A 24088-nucleotide genomic window follows, 5' to 3' on the forward strand; every position below is an offset into this window, starting at 1 on the left:
GGCAAGGAACTCCGTACATGCACTGGTCAGCCGCACACCGCGCGCGGGAAAACGATCAAACAAGGTCAGGCTGGTGACCGCTTCGAGTTTGTCAAGCGCCGAGGAGACCGCCGCAGCGGAGACGTTCAGATTTCTCGCCGCAGGCGCGATGCCACCGCATCGGGCGGTTTCCGACAGAAAGGCAAGTTGACGTAGTGAAAATCGAACCATCAGGAAAATCATCCTTTGCGCCAGATTAATTCAGTTTTTCCGATCTCAAGCAATATCCTACCCTTCTCGATAGAAAACAGGGAGAGAATCGATGGACATCAGACCTTTGACAGGCAGCTTGGGGGCAGAAGTTGTCAGAGCTGACGTAAGAGACGGTGCGCAGTTCGCGGAAATCCAGGCAGCCTTCGCCAAATACTCTGTCATTGTTCTCAGGGAGCAAAACATTGCTCCGGACGACCATCTCGACTTCGCGCGCCGCTTTGGTCCGATCAACGTGAACCGCTTTTTCAAACCTGTCGACGGGTACCCTGAAATTGCAACCGTCCTGAAGGAAAAGGACCAGAAAGAAGCGGTGGGCGAAGGCTGGCACACCGATCATTCCTACGACCAGGTCCCGGCGATGGGATCAATCCTGCATGCTATTGAAATGCCCCCCTACGGCGGTGATACGCTGTTCGTTTCGATGGGCGCGGCCTATGAGGCTCTGTCGGATTCCATGCGCCGGTTTCTTGATGGGCTGACGGCCGTGCATTCTTCGCGCCACGTCTTTGGCGAGACCACGTTGGATAGCGAGGCGGCCAAAAGCGGAAGGTTGGCTAATGCCGAGGCGGCGACGCAAGATGCGCGCCATCCTGTCGTCATCACACATCCGCTCAGCGGGCGCCGTGGATTGTTCATAAACCCCGTCTTTACTACACACATTGAAGACCTGACGGCCGACGAATCCGCGGCCATCCTCAATATGCTATATGAACATTGCAGACAGCCCGAATTTCAGGCCCGTGTCCGCTGGCAGGAAGGCGACATCACAATGTGGGACAATCGTGCCACCTGGCACAAGGCGATCAACGATTATCACGGGTTCCGGCGTCTCATGCACAGGATCACTGTGGATGGCGTAGCCTTATCGCGTTAGAAGTCCGATGCTGGTCGTGCAAGCGCGAAGCGGCCATTCATACGCCGCGCAGAATCTGACATTTTGGGCTCAATGCTGCCATCGGAGCAAGCGCAGCCCATTTGGCCTACATTCGCTGCGAGCGCAAAGCTGAGACCTAAATGAACTAGTGGAGTGCGTGACAAACGGGATAAACCCGCCGTTCGCTTGTCTGAGCACAATTGTTGTTCGCCAACGCAAAGCGATATTTTGCTGAAGCAACCCGGCATTCACAGTGAATTGTCAGACAACATCTTTCGCACAGTTGGGAAGACTGATTGCTGTCGGAGGCGACATTAAGACCGGCGCATAATATCTCCGCAAAAACTCTGTCAAAATCCTTTCGCCCAATTGGCTTCAGCGATGGGCTTCTCCCCAATCATTCCCTCACATCCTGCTTTAGCAGGAACTGATTCTTGAAGTTCTTCAGCCCCGGCATAACGTCGGCATTGGCGATATCGTCATTCGCGTGGATTTCATGCTCCAGAAATTCCTTCAATGCGTCATCATCGTCGCTGACCAATTCAATGATCAGGTCATATCGACCCGCGACCCACAGAATGAAAACAACCCGAGGGTTCTTTTTAAGCCGCTCCGCCACCTGGCGTGGGGTCATGCCAACAGCCACATTCAACCCAATCATCGCGTCGGTTGTGTACTCTGTGGCCACGGGATCCGACATCGCGACGATCCGCAACATGTTATTGTCTCGCAGACCGCTCACCCTGTTGCGGATGGTTCCTTCGGACACGTTCAACTGCTGCGCAATCTCCGAAAAGGCCATCCGGCCATCTTGCTGCAACAGCCGGATGATCTGTTGGTTCAAGTCATCCTTTGGGGACCTAATGCTCTGTGCGGTGGCGCGCACGTTTGATTGCTTTTTGACTGCCATATACCCGATGCTCGATTGCTGCATTCGTAGCTGACACTAGGTGAGGACATCGAAATCCGCAATTCTCCCCTGTGAATTCTGTGGCGGGAAGTGCAGAAAACGACATCCTTTGCCCTCGACACCGCAGATTCCAAGGACGGTGACGCGGGTCTATTGCCAAATTTTCTGTAAAATCCCGTTGGAATTGCGACTCTCGCTATTCACACGATCCCGCTATTCGAAATTCGCACCATCATGCCGTTTTTTGACCAGATTATTTCTGATTCTTGCCTCAAAATTCCAATTAGTCGCGGAAAACGAAAAATTTCTGGTCGAAGAATGCGATATTCGCAGTCGAAACCTCAAGTCCCGGAGCGGCGGGACAGAGCCGGCAAGTAGGAAGACCGCGAGAAACGGAAAAACCATGCGCCTGTCGTTGGACCGACGGGTACAGGTGGCAGTGTCGAAGGGAGGACAAATGACAATTGCCGAGGATAGAGCCCAGGCCGTTGGAGGGCCTCAGCACGGGTTGACCGCCGGGGCGTATCGTAGCGAAGAGTTCTGGCAGCGGGAATGCCAGACGGTCCTGGCCAAGAACTGGGTATTCATCGGGTTTGCCCATCAGATGGCAACCCCCGGCGACGCTCATCCGGTCACCTGCGCAAACTTGCCACTGTTGGCGGTGCGCGGTCGTGATGGCGACATCCAGGTTTTTCACAATGTTTGCCTGCACCGCTGCATGACATTGGTCGACAAGCCCAAGAACGTCGGCAAGCTGATCCGCTGCCCCTATCATGCCTGGGCTTATGACCTGGATGGCCGCCTGAGGGCTGCGCCGCATTTTGCCGGAACCGGCAAGCAGGAGTTCGACGGCTTTGACATCAAAAATCATCGCCTCAAGCCTGTACGCACCCATGTCTGGCATGATTGGATTTTCGTCAATCTGGATGGGAACGCGCCTGATTTCGAAGACTATGCCGCGCCTTTGATCAGCCGGCTGGAGGGGATGGATTTCACCAGAGTGGAACCAATTGGCCTGCTCGACTTTGGTGAGATTGGCACCAACTGGAAGCTGATCATGGAGAACTTTATCGAGCCCTACCACGTTCAGTTTGTCCATGCCTCAACCACTGATCAGCCGTTGGAAAACCACTATACCCTCATCGATGGCAACTGTATCGGCAGCGCCGTGGACTTGAACGAAGAATTGGGCACATCCGGCAGTCTGGGTGTCAGCTCTCGCTACCTGACGCTGTACCCCAATTTCATTCTGGGCCGCTATTTTCCGGATCAGCTGGGCGTCTATCTGAACGTGCCCATTGGTCCCGGAAAGATGCGCCAGTACCGAGCACTTTACACGACAGAAGGCCAGGAACTGAGCGCCGAGGAAGTACAAGCCCTCAGAAACCTTTGGTGGGATGTCCACAAGGAAGATCACGAGATGGTTGAACGCATGTTTGAGGGCCGCAAATCCCCAGTCGCCGAGGATGGAGGCCTGTTGTCGCCAGCTTGGGAAGACAGCGTGCGCGCCTTTCAGGATCTGATCGAGCGCGACGTAGCTGGTGCCTAAGCAAGAAGGAACAATAACGATGAACAAGTCCATATCCAAAGGGTTTCGTCTGGCCCATACGATGATGCGGGTCACAGATATGGAGAAGTCACTGGACTTCTATTGCGGAATTCTGGGTATGGAAGTGCAGCGGCGCACGGATTACCCCGAAGGCAAATTCACCAATACCTTTATCGGCTATGGGCCTGAGGCCGAGTTTCCAACGCTGGAGCTGACCGCCAATTGGGATCAGGGCACGCCTTATGACAAAGGCGACGGCTGGGGTCACATCTGCATCGAAACGCCAGATGTTTATGCCGCGTGCGAACAGCTGGCTGCGGCGGGGGTAAACATCACCCGCCCACCGGGGCCAATGAAAAACGGCACAAGGGTCATCGCCTTTTGCGAGGACCCTGACGGTTACAAGGTCGAATTGAACGAATCCATACTGAAACACCTGGCACAGGAAGGCTGACCAAATGGGTGACACACCTCAACTTTTCAAATTCGATCTGGTTCAAAATCGCTACGACTCGATGGGCGACAGCGATACTTACATCAAACCGATGGTGACCAGTGAATTCAGCAAGTCCATGTGCGGCGGTATCAACGTCCTGAACAACATCAAGGTGCCGTGGGATCTGACCTGCGACGAGATCATTTATTGCCTTGAGGGTACATTCCGACTGGTTTGCGATGGCAAAAGCTATGTTTGCAATCGTGGTGATGTGCTGTTTGTCCCGAAGGACAACCACATTTCCTACGAGGCGGACGGCAAATGCGTGATCTTCTATGCCGCCTACCCTCACAACTGGAAACAGCTTGCCGGGATCACGCAGGTTCCGGGCATCGACCCTGACGATTTTGTCCCCGGCTGAACATCTTAACCGCTGAGCGACAGAACAACCGAAACCAGTACCAACACTGAGGGGTCACCCTCGGTGAACCAAATCTGATTGCCATTCGATGGGAGGACGCCGAATGCCCAAGGATAATGCCAGCACCCGCATCTACTACGAGACTTTCCATGACGCTGTCGAGCGTAACCGCCCGCGTATCGCAGAGGTACGGCAACGTCTGGAAGAGGCCGGCGTCAAATACGTGATGGCCGCCTGGATTGACCTGCACGGTATTCCAAAAACCAAACCCGTACCAATGAGTGACTTTGAACCGCTATGCCTTGGAAAAGGCCCGCAATTCGCGGTGCATTCGATTTCGTACGTGCCCGAGCTAAGCCCCGCCGACAGCGATCAGGTGGTGGTTCCGGATCTCGAGGCCGTCTACGTCTGTCCGTGGGACACATCGATGGCGATCATCTTCTCGGACCTCTACTGGGAAGACGCTCCTTACAACGTTTGTCCGCGTCAGGCCTTGAAACGCGCCATGCACGAGGCCGCGCTGGAAGGGTACACTGGTTACGCCGGGGTAGAACCCGAGTTTATCGTGATGAAATACGACGACGCTGGGCAGCCGGTAAAGGCATTTGACGATGACCCTGCAGATGGGCTTCGTCCGCGTCGTCAGGCATTTGGTTATGATGTTGAGTATTCCATCGACTCGATGCCATTCCTAAAAACCCTGATCGACATCATCGAAGGATTAGGCTGGAACCTGCATGACGTGGTTGCCGAGGGTGCGTACTCCCAGTTTGAGCTTGATTTCCACTACACCAACCTGCTGGAAATGTCCGACCGATTGGCTTTTCTGCGCATCACCTTGAAAGAGGTGGCCAAGCAGCATGGGCTGTTTGTGACCTTCATGCCAAAGCCAACTGTGGGGGACTGGCGGTCCGGGGCGCATATCAACATGTCGATGCAGCATGAAAGTCGCCCCGGCGAAAACATTTTTGAGACCCCCGATGGCAACTGGAGCGACGAGAGCCGCTGGGCAGTGGGCGGATTGATGCAGCACGCCGAAGCCATCACGGCAATCACCTGTCCGACCGTGAATTCCTATAACGGGTTGGTGCCGCGCGTTGGCGGTTTTGAAGGCGGCACCGTCACCTGGGCTCCGACCAATATCACATATGGCTTCAACAATCGCTCGGCCCAGTTCCGCCTGCCGCAAAGCCGTCACTGCATCGAAAACCGTGCCTGCGACATGACCATGAACGTCTATCTGGCAATGGCGATGCATCTGAGCTGTAGTGTTAAGGGCATCAAAGAAAAGACCGACCCGGGCGAACCAACGGATTTTGATCTCTATTCTAAGACCGAAGCTGAACTTGCCGAGCTCGGAATCCGCCGATTGCCGCGAACACTCTATAACGCGATTGAGGCTTTGCGTGGCGATGCCATGGCGGAACATGTGATGGGCCCGGTGATGCGTAATTCCTATCTCGAATACAAAAACGATGAGTGGGAGCGGTATCACCAATCGGTCACCGATTGGGAAGTGCAGGAATATCTGCGGCTCTACTAAGACAGGAAAGGATCAGGTGGTGCCGGATTTTGAGATTTACGAGCTGGGCGACTTTCCGCTTTTGTCGGGCGAGGTATTGAAGGATGCCAAGCTTGCCTATCAGGCCTACGGTACAATGTCGGCCGCCCGTGACAACGTCATCGTTCTGCCCACCTTTTATACCGGCACTAGTTCCCGTAACGAGGGGTTCTTTGGCCCGGGTCGCGCGATTGATCCAAGCCGCCATTTTATCGTCAGCCCGAACCTGTTCGGTAATGGTCGCTCATCGTCGCCATCGAATACGCCTGCGCCGCAGGACGGCCCGCGATTTCCGCTGGTGCAGATGTGGGACAACATCGCTGCCCAGCATCGGTTGATCCATGATCACCTGGGGATCGAGAAAATCGCCCTAGTCGCTGGCTGGTCAATGGCGGGCTGCCAATCCTACCAGTGGGCGGCGCAATACCCGGACATGGTCCAGGCGATCCTGCCTTTCTGCGCCTCGGCCAAGACCTCACCGCATAATTTTGTCTTCCTCGAAGGGGTCAAGGCCGCCCTTTGTGCGGATCAGAATTGGAACGGCGGTAATTATGACAGCCCACCCGAGGCTGGGCTTAGCGCCTTTGGCCGGGTTTACGCAGGCTGGGCCTTCTCTCAGACCTTCTATCGCGAGGGGCTATATCGGCAGCTGGGATTTCAATCCATTGAAGAACTGATGCAGGATTGGGAGCAGGACCATGTGCAGGGCTGGGATGCCAACAACTTACTGGCAAAGCTTGCCACTTGGCAGGCAGGCGACATCTCAGCCGGGCCGCTTTACAATGAAGATTTTGAACTGGCGCTAGGTGCCATCAAGGCTCGAGCCATTCTGATGCCTTGTACTCAGGATCTATATTTCCCTCCCGAGGACAACGAAATTGAGGCCCACCACATACCTCGCGCCATCTTCCGCCCTTACAATTCCCCTTGGGGCCATTGCGCTGCCAACCCAGGCAATGACAAAGGTTTCACGGCGCAGTTAGATGCCAATATTCGGGAACTTTTAGAAGAGTAACGCTTGGTGAATAATTGGGGGACTGTACGTATGAACTAGCTACCGATGCTTTCCTGCAAGTGGGGGGCGGCAATACGGCAACTGGAACGTATACATGGTGGTTTAGGTATAGATCCACTTTGGTTAGTTCGGTCAACTTTTTAAAGCCCACTGCAGACGCCGATACCAGTCGCAGTATCGGTCAAATCGAGCCCTAAGAGGACCTCGGAGCAATCGCAGCATCCTGTGATGTTGGATCGTGTCAACGTCGGGTTGTCGTTGTGGGTGGGCATGGCGGATCGGAGGATCAGTCATGGATACACCAAACTTACCTGCCATTCGCGCACTTCGCCCAGCCTGGAACAAAGGCCGTGTCGTGGGTCAGAAGCCCCCGCTGAAACCAAAACATGTCTGGGCAACCCGAGTTCGCCTCGAGCTTGCAGACAACCATCGCCATCTTGCGCTCTTCAACATGGCAATCGACAGCAAGCTTCGCGGCTGTGATCTGGTGAAGAAAAAGGTGGTCGATATCATGTCATCGGGTCAGAGCAAGGAACGCGCTTCGTTATTGCAAAGCAAGACGCAGAAACCTGTGCGCTTCGGGATATCCGAGGGCACCCGTGCTTCTGTTGGGAAATGGATGGAAGATGAACTCATGGTTGGTTCAGAATACCTCTGGCCTGGCAGAATCCACGAAAGATTACACATCTCGACACGTCAATATGCGCGGATTGTTCGAGACTGGGTCACATCTATCGGCCTTGAAGCAAGCGCATAGGGAACCCATTCCATAAGGCGCACGAAAGTCACCCAAACCTACAAAAAGATCGGCAATCTCAGAGCGGTCCAGCTCTTGCCAGGCCATACCAAGATGGACGGTACAGTCCGGTATCTCGGTGTCGACCTCGAGGATGCCTTAGCCATCGCCGAAGCCATTGAGACCCAGTGCCAATGGGTCGTCTTTCCTAGGCTGCCCAAAACAGGCATTGAGCGCTGAATGCGAATGCTGCAGTAATATCCCGATCTCCGGACATTCACAGCAAAAGCGCATGCGATTCATTGGCCTCTGATCCCGCCGAGCCACGCACTTGTCGCTTCAAGCCCTTTTCGCAAGACAGAAAACATCTGCTCAATTTCACTTTCGCTAATAACAAGGGGCGGTGAAAGAACACACATGTTGATCACAGGTCGAACAAGTAGCCCACGTTTCTGGCATTCGATATCGATTTGACCACCAATTTCGTAGTCGCACCCCAGATCGCTCTGGGGATCACCATCGACTGAGCATTGTACGCATCCCATCAACCCCATGCCGCGCACATCGGCAACGATATCAATCTGACGCAGCTGCCGTAGCTGATCCTGAAAAATCGGAGTGACCCTTCGAACGTGTTCGAGAAGCTTTTCCCGTTCAATAATTTCCATACTTTTCAGACCAGCGGCCGCGCTGACAGGGTGACCAGAATAGGTGTAGCCATTAGAAAAGGTGGCATCTTTTCCCGCAACATCGGCGATCAATCTATCCGAGATAATCGCGGCGCCCATTGGTGCATACCCAGATGTCATTCCTTTGGCACAGGTGATAATGTCCGGCTGAATGCCAAAAACTGCCTCAGACGAAAACCAATGGCCCAATCGCCCGAAAGCCGTCACTACTTCGTCGGAAATGTATAAAACATCATACTTCCTGCAGATGTTTAGGCAGCTTTCGTGATATCCTTTTGGCGGCACGATCACGCCACCTGAGGCAAGAACCGGTTCGGCGATAAAAGCAGCAACATTTTCTTGGCCCAGCGTCACAATGGCGTTTTCCAGGTCCGAAACTTTCTCTTTCAGAAAGCTCTCTTCGCTTTGACCAGGTGCACGATAAAGCGGATTCACGTCTGGCAGGAAATGTGCGAGGTCATCCGCCTTGTCGAGCCAAAGCCTGTCACGCTCTTTTCCACTGATGCTGGCCGCCAGATAAGTGCTTCCATGATAAGCTTTTTGCCTTGAAATGATTTTCTTTTTCTCGGGGCGTCCCAAGAGGTTGTTGCGGAAATGGACAAACCGGATGGCCGTATCAACCGCAGTGGAACCGCCGGTGGTAAAAAAGACATTGTTCAAGTCGCCCGGCGCACGTTTGGCGATTTCGCGTGCGAACCGCGCGGCAGTCGAGTTGGAGTTGTTAAAGGGCGAGAAATAGGCAAGGTTCCGAGCCTGGTCAGCCATGGCTTCGGCCATCTCCTCTCGCCCATAACCGATCTGGGTGCACCACATGCCTCCCGGTCCGTCGATCAAGCGTTCGCCTTTTTCATTCACCACATGGATGCCGCTGGCACCTTCAATAAATGTCCGGTCGTTTTCGCCCAAGGTTGCCATTCCTTCCCACGGGTGCAGGAAGTGGTCGTTATCCCAGTGCTTGGCGTTAGAGTTATCCACGGCGGGCCATACTTTCTGCGCTCATCACAATTGGGAACTCTTCGCGCACCTGAGCGTCTGAAGCGCCGAAGTAGTTGGGGAAATGGCTGTCGAGAATGGAATTGGCCTTGTCACGGGCGCGGTCCAGCAGGTCAGTTTTACCTTCGTTTTCCCATGTATCTGTACGCTCACGATCCATGAGCCGCGGGTAGACAAATTCGGTGTTCATATAGTTCAGCGTGTGTGGGTTGCCGAGGAAGTGACCAGGGTCGATGGCACACTGGTGGATCACATCCACCGCCATGGTTTCATCTGTGACCTCTATCCCGCGCAACGATCGCAGGATCATACCACCCGCTTCGTCATCGATGACCATGCTTTCAAAGCTGCATCCCATCAGGCTACCAATCATACCTCCGAATTCGCACAAACGATTGGCACCAGCATGAGCGGCAAGCGTGAAGGTTAGCGCCTTTTCCAACCCGTATTGCGCGTCGGGTATTTTGGCATCGGTCATGCCTGCACCAACGGATGTGGGAAGACCATAGAGGTTGCCCATCTGAATGGCTGCCGCCCCGATCAGAGCCTGTTCGCCGCTGCCGCCTGTGAACGATCCGCTGCGTAAATCTGTGATGAAGGGCCAGGCGGCAAAGCAGACCGGACAGCCCGGTGTGATGAGGTTTACGATGGCGACACAGGCCAGCGTTTCGGCCACGGTTTGCACCAGTGTTCCCGCAAGCGTCGCGGGGGCTGTGGCCCCGGCCTGAGGAGGCACAGCCAGATCGACCGTCAGGCCCAACTTGGCAGTATCAATCAGGATTTCCATATTCTCCTTGCCGATCCGCAAGGGGGAAACCATGGGGCAGCCGCCAAAAATGACGCTTGGCTTTTTTATGAAAGCCCCTTCACCACCCTGCGCTAAATCAAACATGCGGATGGCGTGCGGGATATGGCTGCGGTCGCGAAAGGTCAGACAGGCAGGTTTTTGGCTACCTGCGAGCATTGCATATATGGTGTTCATGTCGTGAGCGAAATCATCGGTCACATCGGTGGCCAAAACCGTGTCGCCCAGCATATGAATGTTATCCAAACAGTCCACCAGACGGGTGAAATCATAAACATCGCGCAGGACCGAAGGGCGATAAGTTTTGGTCTCGGAATCGAAGGTGGTGACGGCGGTGCCAGAGTTGGCGAAGTAAACGCTTTCAGCCGAGCAATGCATGTCGTCTTTGCCTTCACGCTCTCCGCGGGCATAGACGTAAAATTCCTTGGCAGCACCAGCCAGGATGTCGTCCATCAGGGCGCGTGGGAAGCACAGCCGATTGAGGTCATTCATCACCGCGCCCTTGGGCAGCACCAGATCAAGCAGTTCCGGGAAATGGTCGGTGACGCCGGTGTTTTCCAGAACGGTCAAGGCCGCTTGGTGGATGTTCTCCATATCTGTTTGGGTCAACGGCTTATAGCGCCCGCCGCTTAAGCCTCCACGCACGGCCTCGTTGCCCGTAGTCGCCTGTTGCACCTTTATGCGCGCGGCGCGCCCACCACCACCGCGACGGCGTGATTTTACCTCAGCCATTACCGGCCATCCTTTGTTCTGGTTCCGGGCTGATCATGGCGAAATAGAAATCGTAAAAATCCTGGATCGAGGTTTCCATTTCGCCCAAGGGCCCCGGTTGGAAGTATTGAGAATTCACACCGGACTGGTTGTGGCGAATGATACGTTCGTCATCCAAAGATGTGACATGCCAAAGCCAGGTCAGGTCTTCCTTGTCGTAATCCTGGCCTTCTTCGGCGTCAGCGCGAACCAGCCAGACCACCTGAATGTCGGTTTCCTGCAGACCACGTGGAACAAAGCGGTAACCCACCATGTGATCTGAATAAATCAGGAACCAATTCAATGGACCAATATCAAAGTCAGTTGCTCCACCGTCGAAGCCTTTCAGCGTTCCAAGCAATGGCGCAAGCGCCTCGCCCGATTTGCTTCCGGTTTTGTAACCTTGGTAAAGCGGGTAGCGCCGATAGTACCCGCTGGTGAATGGGGTGGGCGCAGCCTCGCCAACAAGCGCCAATTCATCAGGCGTCAGCCCGACTTCTACAGCCCTTGCATTCAGCGGCTCGACCAAGCCAGCCATGTCTTGTGGCGATTTCAGGCTATGAGAGCGAGAGTATTCTTTGTGTGCTGGTCCGCAGTGGTAGCATTCAAGATAGTTCTCAACCGCCAGTTTCCAATTCGCTGGAACCGGAAATGACGCCGTATGCGCAATTTTCAAGTCGTCTAAACCATAGGGTTCGACGAGTGACGAAAGTTGGCTGAGGACAGGATCAAGCGATGGCGTGTTTGCATCGGCACATACAAAAATCAGGCCTTTGAAGACACTCACCTGAACGGGAAATAGCCCGAATTTGGATGGGTCAAAGTGTTCCCCCATGTTGTGGCCTGCACGAAGTTTTCCCGATAGCTCATATGTCCAGGCGTGATACGGGCAAACTAGCACACGGGAGTTGCCGGATTGTTCAGTGCAGACGCGAGATCCCCGATGCCGACAGACGTTCAAATGAGCGCGAACTTCTCCTTCGCGGTCGCGAACAATAATGATGCTCTCCGGGCCATAGTCGAACAGAAAATAGTCTCCGGGGTTTGGGATTTGGCTGACATGCCCTGCCCAAAGCCAGTTACGGTTCCAGACCTGGGCAATGTCATAGTTATAGATGTCTTGCGAGGTATAGAATACACGCGGCAGCGCGTGGCCGTACTGGTGCGAGGCCATCAAAGCATCTAACTCAAACGGTCGGCTGTTCATCACGTATCCTCCAAATCGATTATCTCGCGGCGAAACCAATCCTTGTCCGCTTCTGCCTTTGGGCGTTCAAAATCGCGTGCCGCGCGGTGGCCTGCGAAGACTGCGTCCACGATCAACCCCGGAGACGCGGCATCGCCAATAAGTTCGAGGGTTTTCAAACCGATCCCGCGCAAGCTGTCATAAAGCGCTGTCTCTCGGTGGCGCTCGGTAACCAGAATTGTCGAGGCACACGGAATATCCGTTACGCGACCGGTAAAGGCACACCCGATGCGCGCGATGTCACCTTCAACCGCCGTCAGCACCTGATTGCATCGAATGTCGATACCAAGCTCGATCAGGTGGGCCTGAACGCGAGGCTGCTCCAAAGTATTGACAGCGTAAGTTGAAACTAAACTCTCTGGCGTGACAAAGACCACCTGGTATCCGGCGGTTGCCAGTTTTTCAGCGATCACCCCTGCCAGATAGATATGGTCATCATCATAGATCATCACCGGCCCATTCGGAGGCAGAACGCCGTTCATGATGTCATCAGGCGTCAGCACTTTAGCGCTTTGCTCGATCTGAGGCATATGGCGCTGCGTGCTACGGCCCATGCCGTCGGTACGCCAGTGGCTGCCGGTGGCCACAAAGACGTGTTCGACGCCAAGCTCTGCTACCTGATCGCCATCAAGTCTGCTGTCAGTGAACAACTGAACGTTGCCGCGCTGCTTCAGATCATTCAGGCGATAATCGACGACGCGGGACCAAGCCGCGAGGCCGGGAAGTTTGCTTTCCATTGCAACACGTCCACCAAATTCAGCTGAGGCTTCGGCCAAGGTCACCTGATATCCTCGCCTTGCCAATTGCGTGGCGCATTCAAGACCGGCGGGGCCACCGCCAATAACCAAAGTATCCGCGTTGCTCTTTTTCGGCGCAATGATCTCGGGGTGCCAACCGCGGCGCCATTCCTCGCCCATGGTCGGGTTTTGGGTGCAGCGGATCGGGATGCCCAGATTGTCAGATGAGACGCAGATATTACAGCCGATGCATTCGCGGATTTCATCAATGCGGCCCTCTTCAATCTTTTTGGGAATGAATGGGTCCGCGATGGAAGGTCGCGCCGCTCCGATAAGGTCGACAATTCCCTTTTTGACCATCGACAGCATCATATCGGGGGACGTCAGGCGACCGACACCAACCACAGGTTTCCGTGTGATCTGTTTGACGTGCGAGAGAAACGCGTTCTGATAGCCATCCTCCGGCTGAAAACGGGTTGTGGCACTGTCATTGGACCAGTCGGCAACGTTCACATCCCATAGGTCAGGAAGATCGGCCAAAAGCTCGACCACGGCACGGCCATCTTCTGAAGCCTGCATGCCGTCAGCGCCCACCATCTCATCAATGGCAAAACGGAGCGCCACAGCGCAGCTGTCACCTACAGCTTCGTGGGTGTCTTCCAGCAGTTCGCGTGTCAGGCGCACACGATTTTCGAGCGACCCGCCATATTCATCACTACGCTGGTTCATATGTGGCAGCATGAAATGTTGCGCCAAAGTCATGTTGTGTCCCGCATAGACGTAAATGATGTCAAATCCGGCATCTTTTGCGCGCAGGGCGGCCTCGCGGTGCCAGCGGCGGAACTCGCGAATATCAGCTTTATCCATGGCCTGCGCCTGCTTGGGATGCGTCGTATCGACGGACATCTCAGAAGGTGCAAGAACCGGAGCCCGGGTCAGCAGGTTCTGCGCATGGTTGCCATTGTGCACCAGCTGGATAGCTGCCAGCGCCCCATGCGCATGTACCGCATCCGTCATCAGCCGCAACGCCGGAACATCGCGCCCGTCCCATAGGCGCCCCTCGGCATAAGGAGACAGGTCTGAGGTTGGGTGAATCTCGGTCTCCTGATTGGAAACCACCGCCCACCCACCTTCGGCCTTCATCCCACGAACGGCGGCATCCGCCCGCGGTCGGACATGCCCCAACCCGGTGCAATGCGGCACCTGATAAAAGCGGTTTCTGGCTGTGACTGGTCCGATCTGAACCGGTTCAAAAAGCAGAGCATATGGGTTCGCGTTCGACATGTTCACGCGTTTTCCTGTATTTGGGATCCGGAGCCGTAAGGCCCCGGAAAAGTGGTTGTGTTAGAAGCCGGCTTTGATCCGTTCAAATTCTGCCAGCATTTTCGCCTCAAGCTCGGGGTTCACCGCATCAAAGAACAAACTGCCTTCGAAGAAGCTTTTGGGGTCAGCAAAACCATAGGCTTCGATGTTGGCCTGATCGGCAACTTCGAACGCTTTTGCGTTGGAATGTGGGTAGCCCCAGTTGTCGATGATGTACTGACCGCTGGCAGGGTCAGTGAGCGCGTTCAACAGATCATAGACCTGATCGACCGGAGTCGTCGAAGACTTCAGATGCACGTAACCGCACGCCCAGGTCGCGATGCCCTTATCGACATCACGCATCATCGCGGCAGGCACTTCGTTCCAGATCAGGTTCAGTTCTGACTGGTTCCAGGCCCAACCCAATTCGATCTCACCGCTGGTCATGGCTTGATCAAATTGACCTGCATCGGACCAGTAAAAGCGCATGTTCGGGTGGATCGAGCGCAGGAAATCAGATGCTTCCTTGAACTGCTCGTCGCTCAGATTGGTGTAATCGTCGGCGTTTCCAGTGGCCAGCGCAGCCAGGGCGTACGCAGATGACGCGGCATCCGGGACGGCGATCTTGCCTGCATAAGCCGGGTCCGCCAGCATTTGCAGCGAGATATCGTCGCCTGAGATTTTGTCGGTACGATAGATAAGGCCCGTGTTACCCCATTCGAACGGCAACATGTAAAGCTTGCCGTCTAGGACGATGGCGTCGACTTCCTTGATCTCGGGCAGAACATCGGCCCAGTTGGTCAGTTTGCTTTCATCCAGCGGCTGGATCAGGTCGGCTGCGACCCATTTCCGGACCGCGTCAGAACAAGGATGCGCCAGATCAGCCGTGAAGCCCGAACTCAGTTTCGTAAAGGCTTCTTCCTGACTTCCGAAATAGGAATAGCTTGGTGCTTCATTCCCGTATTTTTCCATGTAGCTGGCAAAGAACCCGGGATCTTCATATCCCGACCAGTCAAAAACCGTCAGATCAGCGCCACCTGCTATGGCACTTCCCGTACTTATCGCCGTCGCACATGCGAAGGCCGCAATTCCCTGAAGTCTCATTTTATCCTCCCACTATTTTACTTTGTGTCTGTACCTAGATCGATCACACTTGCCCCCTGAAGCCCCAGCCAAACTGCGTCGCCGCGTTTGAAATCGACCGTGTGAAAATAGTTGGGAACCGATACCGAGATTGGTTTCTCTGTTCCCGCCACCTGAATGTGGTAGTGAATGTTCTCGCCATAAAAAGCGACGTTGCTGACAGTGCCCTGAACCGTTGATGGGTAGTCTTCGGGCCTTTGAGCAGTGATCTCCAATTGTTCCGGGCGAATACCGATGTTCATGTCTTTAGCGCTGGTTACAACGTTGGGATTTCTCTCGATATCAATCCGCCCGAAGGCGGCTGCATCGATCGACAACATATCGCCGGTTTCACCCAACAACTGGGCAGGCAGTATGTTCATTTCACCGATGAAACTGGCCACTTGCTGATCACAAGGACGGGCATAAAGCGTGGTCGGTGTGTCTACCTGCTTGAGCCGTCCGTCGAACATCACACCGATGCGGTCGGACATGGTCATCGCCTCATATTGGTCGTGTGTGACCATCACGAAAGTGATGCCAAGGGATTGCTGCAGGTTGCGCATTTCAAACTGCATCTGTTCGCGCAATTTCTTGTCGAGAGCGGACAAGGGCTCGTCCAGCAACAACACCTTGGGTCGCATGATCAGCGCCCGGGCAAGCGCCACCCTTTGCCGCTGCCCACCGGACAATTCACTTGCGCCGCGATCCTGAAGACCTCCAAGCTCGACCATTTCCAGGGCTTCGGCTACGCGCTGGTCGATCTCTGCCTTGGGGGCCTTGCCCCGTAATCCATAGGCCACGTTGTTTCCGACGTTCAGGTGCGGGAAGATGGCGTAGCTCTGAAAGACCATGTTCGTTGGACGGTTGTTGGCAGGCACACCTTCCATATCCTGACCGTCGATCAGCACGGTACCCGCGGTCGGTTCCTGGAAGCCCGCGATCATCCGCAATACCGTAGTCTTGCCGCATCCCGAGGGGCCGAGGAGTGAGAAAAACTCGCCCTCTTTGAGATCGAGATCGATCCCGCTGGCCGCCAGGAATGTGCCATAGCGCTTTTCGACGCCCCTGAGTTCTATGATGTTTCTGTCTGTCATCGGACCTCTGATGCGGATGAGCGGCGGCGGAAGTACTCGGCCAGCACCAATAGCAGAACCGAGGTAAGCAGCAGGATAGAACCCAAGGCCAAAACGTTTGGAAGCTTGGCGGGGAAACGGATCTGGCTCCAGATATAGACCGGCAGTGTTGGCTGGTTGCCGGACAGGAAAAAGGCCAGGACGAACTCATCGAAGCTAACCGTAAAAGTGACCAGCATGCTGGCTACGATGCCCGGGGAAACGACCGGCAGCGTCACACGACGGAAGGTTTCGAACACGCCGACGCCCAGATCGTAGGATGCCTCTTCCAGCGACGCGTCGAAGTCATCGAACGCGGACTTCAAGATCGAAACGGAAAATGGCAGCGCAAGAAACGTATGGCCCAGAACTACGGTCAGCAGAGATGGTTTGAGACCGAGAAACAGAAACAGAACCAGCATTGACGAAGCCACGATAATACCCGGGATAACCAAAGGCAGCATTACCAGACCTTCAGCTGCACGCTGACCCCGAAAACGGTACCGAACAAAGGCGCGCGCGGCGAACAGCCCCATAGCGGTAGATAGAATTGCGACGACCGTGCCGACACCCAGCGAATTCCAAAGGGCCTGGATCAGCGTATCCTGCTCGCCCAGTTTCCGATACCAGTCCAGCGTCCAGCCTTTTATCGGAAAGGCAACGATTGTACCGCTGTTGAACGAGAACAAAGGTAGGAAAAGAACCGGCAGATACAGAAAAACCAAATACAGGAAAGCATAAGCTGTCAGGGTCGAGGGGCGCTTCATCTGATCCTCCTCCCAAGCTGGGTGGCGGTAATGACAAACACGATGGCAACGAAGCCAACCGACAGCATCGCGATCAGCGATAGCGTGGCGCCGAGGGGCCAGTTGTTGGCAGCTCCGAACTGCACCTGAATTAGATTGGCAATCATCTTCCCGTCCGATCCGCCGACCAGTGCCGGTGTTACATAATCGCCAACAGTCGGAATGAAGATAATCAGGCAAGCAGCAATGATTCCCGGTATCGTCAACGGCAGCGTCACCCGCATGAAGCGTTGCAAAGGACTGTTTCCAAGATCGGTGGCGGCCTCCAACAGGCTTGGATCAATCTTCTGCAACGAGACATAGATCGGCAGGATCGCAAAAGGTGCCCAGGCATGAGCAAGCGTCAGCACGACGGCGAATTCATTGTAGAGCAAGAAGTCGAGCGGTTCGTCGATCAGACCAAGCATCAGCAGTGCAGAATTCATCACCCCGTTGAACCCAAGGATGAGTTTCCAGGCAAATACGCGCAGCAGATAGCTGGACCAGAACGGAATGGTGATGAGCAGAAGCCAGATAGTCTTTTTCCGGGCCTTCATCGCGATGAAGTACGCGATGGGATAGGCCAGTGCGACAGTGACTACCGTAACTGCTCCGGCAATCCAGATAGACCTTAGCATTAAGTGTCGAACCAGCGGATCAGCAAACGCCTCGCTATAGTTTTTCAGCGTCGGTGTCTTGTCGAGCGTTACGTAGGTTTGGGTCCAGAATGAATAGGCGATCAGGATCACCAAAGGCGCCGCCACCAGAAAGCCCACGTATGCCGTGGCTGGTGCGCTGAGGGTATAACCCCGGGACGCTTCGCTACGAAAAATCACCCTATCTCCCATCTCGGTACTTACGAGTCTCTAATGGACGATCGTCCATTTAATGTTGCGCCAGAAAGGCCTTTCGTGTCAATATCCCTGTGAGCTGCCCATATGAGAAGACTTTAAGCTAATGGAATCATTGAATAGAGTGACAGAGCCTAAAGGAAGAAAGCGTGGCTCGAAGCGCGATCCAGAAGCCAACAGGCAGCTTCTGATCAAGGCGACACTGGATACTATTGCTGATATTGGAGTCACCGATACCTCGGTCAGTCGCATCTGCGAGCGCTCAGGTCTGTCGCGCGGAATGATCCATTTGCATTTTGGGGGGAAGGACAATTTGCTGACCGCAGCGGCCCAGCATTTCAGTACTGAGTATTATGCCGAGATGGACAGAATGACCGATCTGGGCTCGGATGCATCGCCCGAAGAGCGAGTGATGGCTGTGATCGAGGCGGATCTGTCCGAAGCTTTGCTCAATCCACGAAGTACGAAAATCTGGCATGCATTCCGAGGCATCGCGAGCTCACACCCAGGTATTGCCCGATACAGCAGCACTCAGGATCCCAAACTTGTCGAGACTTTGCGGCGTGCGTTCACGGAGATAGCCCAACAAAACGGACATGATCCGAACTTGGTGAATGATGCCACTAGCGGAACGTTGGCCTTACTGGAAGGTATGTGGGTAAATTACCTTACCGATATGCAAGTATTTTCGCGGCGACGCTCTGCTGAACTTATTCGAAGGTTTTTAGGCGGACTTTTCCCAGGCAAATTCATGCTGTGAGGCTTAGCGACGCTCAGATTTGAGGTAGAGACAAAACCCCTTTTCGAAAGCCGACGATTGGTACTGGTGAGACCCCTTGCCATTAAACGGCATCCACCTCGCATTTGAAGAAACTCGACGTCTGCTGTGCGCTGGAGAAAGATTGCATTTGCACCTGCGGCGAATGCACACGTCCACCCACTCACCTCTACCATCAGTGAGGATCGCTAATTCCACCGACTGTCTTCGGGCAACGAAGCAATTCTCGAGATCAGGGGGTTATTGCCAGGATACACACTGTTCGGTAGTTCATCCCGGTGTAGGACCATCACCACATTTGGTCTGCTTGACGGCAAATGGTCAACCGCGTCCCAATCCCAAAGAAACAGGTTGATGTCATCTGGTGTGGCCCCCGATGCGAAACTGTTCACCAGAACACCGGCGTAGCCTTCGCCTTTCAGACTTTCCGCAACATCATGAGTTGAAGGGATCAGTTCCTTGTGCATCTCTGAGCCCAGTTATTGTTGGCGAGATCTTCCCAGGAAATTTCCAATGCAGATGTGTAGCCAACTCTGGTCATCCTAAAAGTTTGCGACATGTCCCATTTTGGAGAGGCTGATCTGTCCCGCGAACTGCGAGATCACGGAACTCAAGATATTGTTTCCGCATCGAATGCCCGGAAAGTGGGCTGCATCCGCAGCATTGCGAGAGGGTGATGAATGTCTCTTGTGGGCCGCCCTCAACTAAGAAAGATTGGCGTTGTTTCTTTTGAAGAAAATTCACGCAATCGTATGGTTCTCAAGCTTCGCGATCACCTCTATCTCAATCACCACGTCTTCGTAGACCAGATTGGGCACCGGAATGCCTGTCGTGGCTGGGCCAGGTGCGATGTAGGAAATGGATCGGATCAGAAGGTTTTCGTGTAGCGCTTCGGCCGAAGCGCTGCCTTGATAGAAGGTGGTGACTTTGACCTCATCGTCCAGAGTAGCGCCGAAGTCATCCAATACGCGAACCACATTCTCCATTGCGATACGGGTTTGGGCGACCATGTCGCCAGGTTCCAGAACCTTTGCCTGTTTATCCAGCGCCACCTGGCCACCGACATGGATTAATTGGCCGACTCCGTGTTTGTAAGGCAGTGCAGTGGTCCAATTCCAATGCCCGTCAGGCCAGGCATGACGGATGTGGTGCGCTCCCGGGGCGCAGGCGGTAGCAACGATGCGTGTCGTCAGCCCGTCATGAGGAAAGGACGGCACAGGAATGCCGGTGGGCACCGGACCGGGATCAGGGAAATAATCGGCGCGGATGCGGGCCGAAACTTCCCAATCTTCTGCTGTGCCGTCGCCAAGGTAGAACGCGTTGAGCTTGACCACATCCTGCATCCCTGCGCCTGTGGCCTGAAGTGCGTAGGACAGACGCTCCATCATCAATCGGGTTTGCGCCACTATATCGCCGGGATGGGTGACTGATCCGTCGGCGGAGCGGGCGGTCATGTCACCGGAAAAGATCATGTCGCTGCATTTCACTACATGCGAGAAGGCCTTAGGCAAGGGTGATTGGGCATCGAGACGGTAATTCTGACGGGGCAGAGTGCTGCCATCAGGAGCGCAAATGGCGACGCCTTCGATTTCGCACAGCATGTCAGGGTAGCAGGGTCTCGAAAAACGCGAGCAGCTTCGGGCGCTTGATCTTCTTGTTGAATATCTTGCGGCCAGCAGCCGAAATTCCATTAACCTAGAACACGTTCTTGGCCAGATCCAGTCCAACTGTTTTAACTGTCATTGGGTGGCTCCATTCCGAGCAGTCCAAGACGACTGCAGTATGGCGCATCGCGACGCCGGTGGAGCAGGAGCCACCCACTCCATCCGCTCTGGGCTGTTTTCGAGGGATGTTCTAACGTCACTGTTTTGGATACTGGGCTTGCGCCGCAAGGCGTGTGAATAGCGGCTTCATTGTGGATCCTGGAAGGTTAAAGAGGCTTTGGTCGATTTCTACTTTGCCCCTAGGGATAACGAGATAAATGGCTTTCGAAGCCCAAAATCACAGATTTCATCGCTTCGATCTGTGCGTTTTCGCCCATATGTGCCACTCGGAACACTTCTTCTCTATTTGTGTCAAAACCTCAGGCAATGCGGAGTTGATGTTAGGCGATCAGATATGTCACCAGTTCGGATGACGCAAAACGGTCGCCGGTTTTGATCGCGGTGACCCCTGCGGCGCGGGCGTCTACTTGGATCTGCATTCCCAGACCAAGGCGTTTCAAACCGTTGCATAAGAAATCGCGTGCCTCGGCGTGACGGGCGTAGCGGGTGTTCAGCCCTTCTTTCAGCATGTCATCCAACGCGACGTCCAGCGCATGAACAACCGCCACGGGCATGGTCGTAACGCTTGGATGCCAATTCCTTGCGACCTCGTATTGATCCCGCCACCGTATTACATCCGTGAAGTCGCCGCGCGGATACTGTTTAGCTTCGATCCGGTCCCAGGCCTCATTTGCAACGGCAATCAACCCGATCCCCGGAACAGAGCCCAACCCTTTCTGCGAGGCCGCCGTCATCACCGACACCCCCAGCCATCCATTTGCACGGGAGATGTGCCAAGTGCGCTGACACTGTCGACCATGACAGGAACACTCGCCTCTGAGGCGACTTTGGCGAGGGCTTCGACCGGTTGCTGCAATCCGGTTGAGGTCTCCACATGGGTAAAGCAGCGGAGGTCGTATTTCCGCTGTGACAGCGCTGCACGCACGCAGGCCTATGAAAACTCGGGAACAACATACAGGCCCTGGGGGCCATGCTGTGCCGCCACCACAGTTGCAGCCACTTCCACGGGGCCAGGCGTAAAATCCCGAACCTGCGCCATCAGTAGGTCGCTCTTCCACCTGAGAGATCAAAGACTGCGCCAGTGTTGAATGTGCAATCTTCGGAACTTAGCCACATCACTATGCGCGCGGCCTCTTCAACCCAGCCGAGGCGCTTCATCGGGGATTTGTTGATCATGATCTGCACGAAATCTGGCGTCATCTGATCCAATATCGCTGTTTTGATGGCAGCAGGCGCGATGCAATTGACGCGAATATCAGTCTGCGCCAGTTCCTTGGCAAGCGACTTGGTGAAACCGATGACGCCTGCCTTGGATGCCGAATAGGCCGAGGCGTTAGGGGTGCCTTCTTTGCCTGCAAGCGAGGCCATGTTGACGATCCGACCAAAGCCAGCCTCTTGCATCACGGGAACGATGGCATGAGCCAAATAAAAAGTCCCGATCAGATTGACCTCAATTACGCGGGCCCAGACCGCCGGATCGTTTTCTACGACCGGAAGTGTTGGACCGGCGAAACCCGCATTGTGAGACAGAAAATCTATGCCACCGAAGGCTTTTCTGGTCTCTGCAACTGCTGAGGCAATCTGGTCTGGTTGGCTGATATCCACTTTGCAAGCGATTGCACCTTCGGGGGCGTCATTTGGTTCTGAAAGATCCCAGATCGCCACGTTGGCGCCGGCAGCCACATAGTGGCGTGCGATTTCGGCTCCGATCCCGGCTGCCCCGCCGGTGATAACGGCGGTACGGCCTGCGAAGTCATAGGTTACATTGCTCATGATGTCTTACCGGATAAAATTTTTCACGTAGTCAGCGCCAAGGCCAACCTCTTCGAAATGCGCACGGCACATATCGATCTTAGTGAACACATCCTCATAGCCCAGGTGATTTCCGTCGGGATCGCAGTAGTACATCACCCCGTTGACCTGAAAATAGGTGATCATTTCCTGGACATCACCGGGCACAACAAGTGTGTGGGTCTCTCCGGGCGGTTCGAATACATAGCTGCCTTCTTCGGCAAACCAATCATGCTCAAGATAGTGCCAGCGCCCCTTCAGCACGAAACCATGCACCGGGCAGGCATGGCGGTGGCGCGACAAAACACCGGACTTGGTGACTTTCAGCAGGTTCATCCAGTAGCCTTGCGAGACATTCAGGCAAAGCGGGCGAAAAAATACGTGCTCAGCCTGTTGCACCCACATGCGCGGATCATCTTCGGCCAACGCGTCAGGGATCACAATCTCGGGCAAGGCATCCTGCGGCATCGGATGCTTGTATGGCGCGCGCGGATTTTCGTCAGTTTCGGTCAGTGGCATTTCGGTTCCTACCCATTGCGATCAGCTTTAGAAATCCACATTATGGACAAGCTGCTCAATATATGGAATATACACCGTCAATACGCCCCGTCAATCGGAGAGGTAGGAATGGCAAACCAGGTCCAGGGAACTCAGAGCTTTGCGCGCAGCATCGGCCTGTTGCAGCGTATTTGCGACCGCAAAAACCCGCCAAATCTGGCCGAACTTCTGGATGAATGCGCCTTTACGCGCCCAACACTGTACCGCCTGCTAAATGGCTTGGAGTCAGAAGGGCTGATCGTGCAGTTAAAGGACAAAAGCTACAAACCCGGCCCGCGCCTGATCAATCTTGCCCGTTCTGCGCTAGCCAAGTCCGACATTCGTGACAGGGCGCGGGATGCCTTGGTTCGCGTCCGGGATCAGACGGGCGAAACCGTACATCTCGCCGTGCCAAGCGGTGACGGGCTTGTTTATATCGACAAGATCGAAAGCCTTGAAACGGTGCGCATGAACTCGACCATAGGCACGTTTGTTCCGCTTCACTCCAGCGGAGTCGGCAAAGCCTACCTTTCGGCTTTGCCAGAAGAAAAGCTGGCCGCTTTCCTGGAAAATGCGACTCTGGAATCGATCACCTCGTTCACAACCACGGATCCAATCCAATTGCGCGCGCAGATCAATCAATGCCGCGCGCAAGGGTTCGTTTTTGACAGTCAGGAGAACGAAACCGGCATCGCATGTTTTGGCGCGCCCATCCTGGATGAAAACGCCCAGCCAATTGCCGCAGTCAGCGTGTCCGTGCCGTTGTTTCGGCTGAAAGACGAAACGTCTCGATACTCAACCGCCTTACTGGACTGCGTTCGAGAGTTGTCCGACGGTGAGTTTCAACGCTGAATCTACATCTTGTATCCGAGATTTGCCATAACGGAAGTGTCGATACGTCGCCGCAAGCACACACGGTGAGCATATTGCTGCAGACACTTGTACTTCCCCGCCGCAGGGCGGCAGAAAGACCAGACATCCGTTGACCGTGCAGTAATTCTCAGACGGACTTTTACTGGTCGCGAACAAAGCACCCGTTGAAGGAAAGC

Annotated in this window: 23 protein-coding genes and 2 pseudogenes; 9 read left to right on the forward strand and 16 right to left on the reverse strand. The window is 54.6% G+C overall.

Going from position 1 to position 24088, the window contains the following annotated elements:
* Window positions 1-30: 30 nt before the first annotated feature.
* Window positions 31-222, reverse strand: a pseudogene (locus tag AC2FLA_RS07160) (helix-turn-helix domain-containing protein); the annotation flags it as partial.
* A 79-nt stretch (window positions 223-301) separates the two neighbouring features.
* Here AC2FLA_RS07160 and AC2FLA_RS07165 point away from each other — a divergent pair.
* Complete coding sequence (locus AC2FLA_RS07165) at window positions 302-1126, forward strand: TauD/TfdA dioxygenase family protein (protein ID WP_496721428.1); 825 nt, start codon at window positions 302-304, stop codon at window positions 1124-1126.
* 397 nt (window positions 1127-1523) lie between these two features.
* Here the strand turns inward: AC2FLA_RS07165 and AC2FLA_RS07170 are convergent, their stop codons facing one another.
* Window positions 1524-1970 (reverse strand): Lrp/AsnC family transcriptional regulator, encoded by a 447-nt coding sequence (locus AC2FLA_RS07170; RefSeq protein WP_496721429.1) that lies wholly within the window; start codon window positions 1968-1970, stop codon window positions 1524-1526.
* A gap of 523 nt (window positions 1971-2493) precedes the next feature.
* Between AC2FLA_RS07170 and AC2FLA_RS07175 the strand changes: the two genes are divergently transcribed.
* The 6 genes and pseudogenes from AC2FLA_RS07175 (at window position 2494) to AC2FLA_RS07200 (ending at window position 7994) form a co-directional block, all read left to right on the forward strand.
* A complete protein-coding gene (locus AC2FLA_RS07175) occupies window positions 2494-3585 on the forward strand; it encodes an aromatic ring-hydroxylating oxygenase subunit alpha (RefSeq protein ID WP_496721430.1) in 1092 nt (363 codons plus the stop codon).
* Between the two features lie 19 nt (window positions 3586-3604).
* Window positions 3605-4039: a lactoylglutathione lyase gene (gloA, locus tag AC2FLA_RS07180; protein WP_085823161.1), complete on the forward strand. Its 435-nt coding sequence runs from the start codon at window positions 3605-3607 to the stop codon at window positions 4037-4039.
* 4 nt (window positions 4040-4043) lie between these two features.
* Window positions 4044-4442 carry a cupin domain-containing protein gene (locus tag AC2FLA_RS07185; RefSeq protein ID WP_306201564.1) on the forward strand — a complete coding sequence of 133 codons (399 nt, stop codon included), beginning with the start codon at window positions 4044-4046 and terminating at the stop codon, window positions 4440-4442.
* Between the two features lie 103 nt (window positions 4443-4545).
* Window positions 4546-5985: a glutamine synthetase family protein gene (locus AC2FLA_RS07190; protein WP_496721431.1), complete on the forward strand. Its 1440-nt coding sequence runs from the start codon at window positions 4546-4548 to the stop codon at window positions 5983-5985.
* Between the two features lie 19 nt (window positions 5986-6004).
* Window positions 6005-7018: an alpha/beta fold hydrolase gene (locus tag AC2FLA_RS07195; protein WP_496721432.1), complete on the forward strand. Its 1014-nt coding sequence runs from the start codon at window positions 6005-6007 to the stop codon at window positions 7016-7018.
* A 292-nt stretch (window positions 7019-7310) separates the two neighbouring features.
* Window positions 7311-7994, forward strand: a pseudogene (locus AC2FLA_RS07200) (tyrosine-type recombinase/integrase).
* 59 nt (window positions 7995-8053) lie between these two features.
* Here the strand turns inward: AC2FLA_RS07200 and AC2FLA_RS07205 are convergent.
* The 8 genes from AC2FLA_RS07205 to AC2FLA_RS07240 are packed head-to-tail and all read right to left on the reverse strand — an operon-like array spanning window position 8054 to window position 18146.
* A complete protein-coding gene (locus tag AC2FLA_RS07205) occupies window positions 8054-9418 on the reverse strand; it encodes an aminotransferase (RefSeq protein WP_496721433.1) in 1365 nt (454 codons plus the stop codon).
* Complete coding sequence (locus tag AC2FLA_RS07210; RefSeq protein WP_496721434.1) at window positions 9411-10973, reverse strand: trimethylamine methyltransferase family protein; 1563 nt, start codon at window positions 10971-10973, stop codon at window positions 9411-9413. Before AC2FLA_RS07210 ends, AC2FLA_RS07205 begins: the two co-directional genes overlap by 8 nt.
* On the reverse strand, window positions 10966-12198 hold the full coding sequence (locus AC2FLA_RS07215) for an aromatic ring-hydroxylating oxygenase subunit alpha (protein ID WP_496721435.1): 1233 nt from the start codon (window positions 12196-12198) through the stop codon (window positions 10966-10968). The genes AC2FLA_RS07210 and AC2FLA_RS07215 overlap by 8 nt, the downstream gene beginning before the upstream one ends.
* Window positions 12198-14258 (reverse strand): oxidoreductase, encoded by a 2061-nt coding sequence (locus AC2FLA_RS07220; protein ID WP_496721436.1) that lies wholly within the window; start codon window positions 14256-14258, stop codon window positions 12198-12200. The genes AC2FLA_RS07215 and AC2FLA_RS07220 overlap by 1 nt, the downstream gene beginning before the upstream one ends.
* 60 nt (window positions 14259-14318) lie before the next feature.
* On the reverse strand, window positions 14319-15380 hold the full coding sequence (locus AC2FLA_RS07225) for an extracellular solute-binding protein (protein WP_109310916.1): 1062 nt from the start codon (window positions 15378-15380) through the stop codon (window positions 14319-14321).
* Window positions 15381-15397: 17 nt separating this feature from the next.
* Window positions 15398-16495, reverse strand: coding sequence for an ABC transporter ATP-binding protein (locus tag AC2FLA_RS07230; RefSeq protein WP_496721437.1), 1098 nt, complete (start codon window positions 16493-16495; stop codon window positions 15398-15400).
* Entirely contained in the window at window positions 16492-17280 is a 789-nt protein-coding gene (locus tag AC2FLA_RS07235; protein ID WP_142640356.1) for an ABC transporter permease, read from the reverse strand. Before AC2FLA_RS07235 ends, AC2FLA_RS07230 begins: the two co-directional genes overlap by 4 nt.
* Complete coding sequence (locus AC2FLA_RS07240) at window positions 17277-18146, reverse strand: ABC transporter permease (protein WP_496721438.1); 870 nt, start codon at window positions 18144-18146, stop codon at window positions 17277-17279. Before AC2FLA_RS07240 ends, AC2FLA_RS07235 begins: the two co-directional genes overlap by 4 nt.
* 127 nt (window positions 18147-18273) lie before the next feature.
* Here AC2FLA_RS07240 and AC2FLA_RS07245 point away from each other — a divergent pair, with 127 nt between their 5' ends.
* Window positions 18274-18909, forward strand: coding sequence for a TetR family transcriptional regulator C-terminal domain-containing protein (locus tag AC2FLA_RS07245; protein ID WP_496721439.1), 636 nt, complete (start codon window positions 18274-18276; stop codon window positions 18907-18909).
* 206 nt (window positions 18910-19115) lie between these two features.
* Here the strand turns inward: AC2FLA_RS07245 and AC2FLA_RS07250 are convergent, their stop codons facing one another.
* The 6 genes from AC2FLA_RS07250 to AC2FLA_RS07275 form a co-directional block, all read right to left on the reverse strand.
* The gene (locus AC2FLA_RS07250; protein WP_496721440.1) at window positions 19116-19394 is read right to left on the reverse strand and encodes a hypothetical protein; all 279 of its coding nucleotides are present in this window, start codon (window positions 19392-19394) and stop codon (window positions 19116-19118) included.
* A 273-nt stretch (window positions 19395-19667) separates the two neighbouring features.
* Window positions 19668-20528 carry a RidA family protein gene (locus tag AC2FLA_RS07255; protein WP_496721441.1) on the reverse strand — a complete coding sequence of 287 codons (861 nt, stop codon included), beginning with the start codon at window positions 20526-20528 and terminating at the stop codon, window positions 19668-19670.
* 503 nt (window positions 20529-21031) lie between these two features.
* Window positions 21032-21445, reverse strand: coding sequence for a hypothetical protein (locus AC2FLA_RS07260; protein WP_496721442.1), 414 nt, complete (start codon window positions 21443-21445; stop codon window positions 21032-21034).
* Window positions 21445-21636 (reverse strand): aminotransferase class V-fold PLP-dependent enzyme, encoded by a 192-nt coding sequence (locus tag AC2FLA_RS07265; RefSeq protein ID WP_496721443.1) that lies wholly within the window; start codon window positions 21634-21636, stop codon window positions 21445-21447. The genes AC2FLA_RS07260 and AC2FLA_RS07265 overlap by 1 nt, the downstream gene beginning before the upstream one ends.
* Before the next feature lie 113 nt (window positions 21637-21749).
* A complete protein-coding gene (locus AC2FLA_RS07270; protein WP_496721444.1) occupies window positions 21750-22484 on the reverse strand; it encodes an SDR family NAD(P)-dependent oxidoreductase in 735 nt (244 codons plus the stop codon).
* 6 nt (window positions 22485-22490) lie between these two features.
* Entirely contained in the window at window positions 22491-23021 is a 531-nt protein-coding gene (locus tag AC2FLA_RS07275; protein ID WP_496721445.1) for a 2,4'-dihydroxyacetophenone dioxygenase family protein, read from the reverse strand.
* A 108-nt stretch (window positions 23022-23129) separates the two neighbouring features.
* Between AC2FLA_RS07275 and AC2FLA_RS07280 the strand changes: the two genes are divergently transcribed.
* A complete protein-coding gene (locus AC2FLA_RS07280) occupies window positions 23130-23891 on the forward strand; it encodes an IclR family transcriptional regulator (protein ID WP_496721446.1) in 762 nt (253 codons plus the stop codon).
* Window positions 23892-24088 lie beyond the last annotated feature (197 nt).

This window comes from Ruegeria sp. CDSA033 (genome assembly GCF_059612305.1).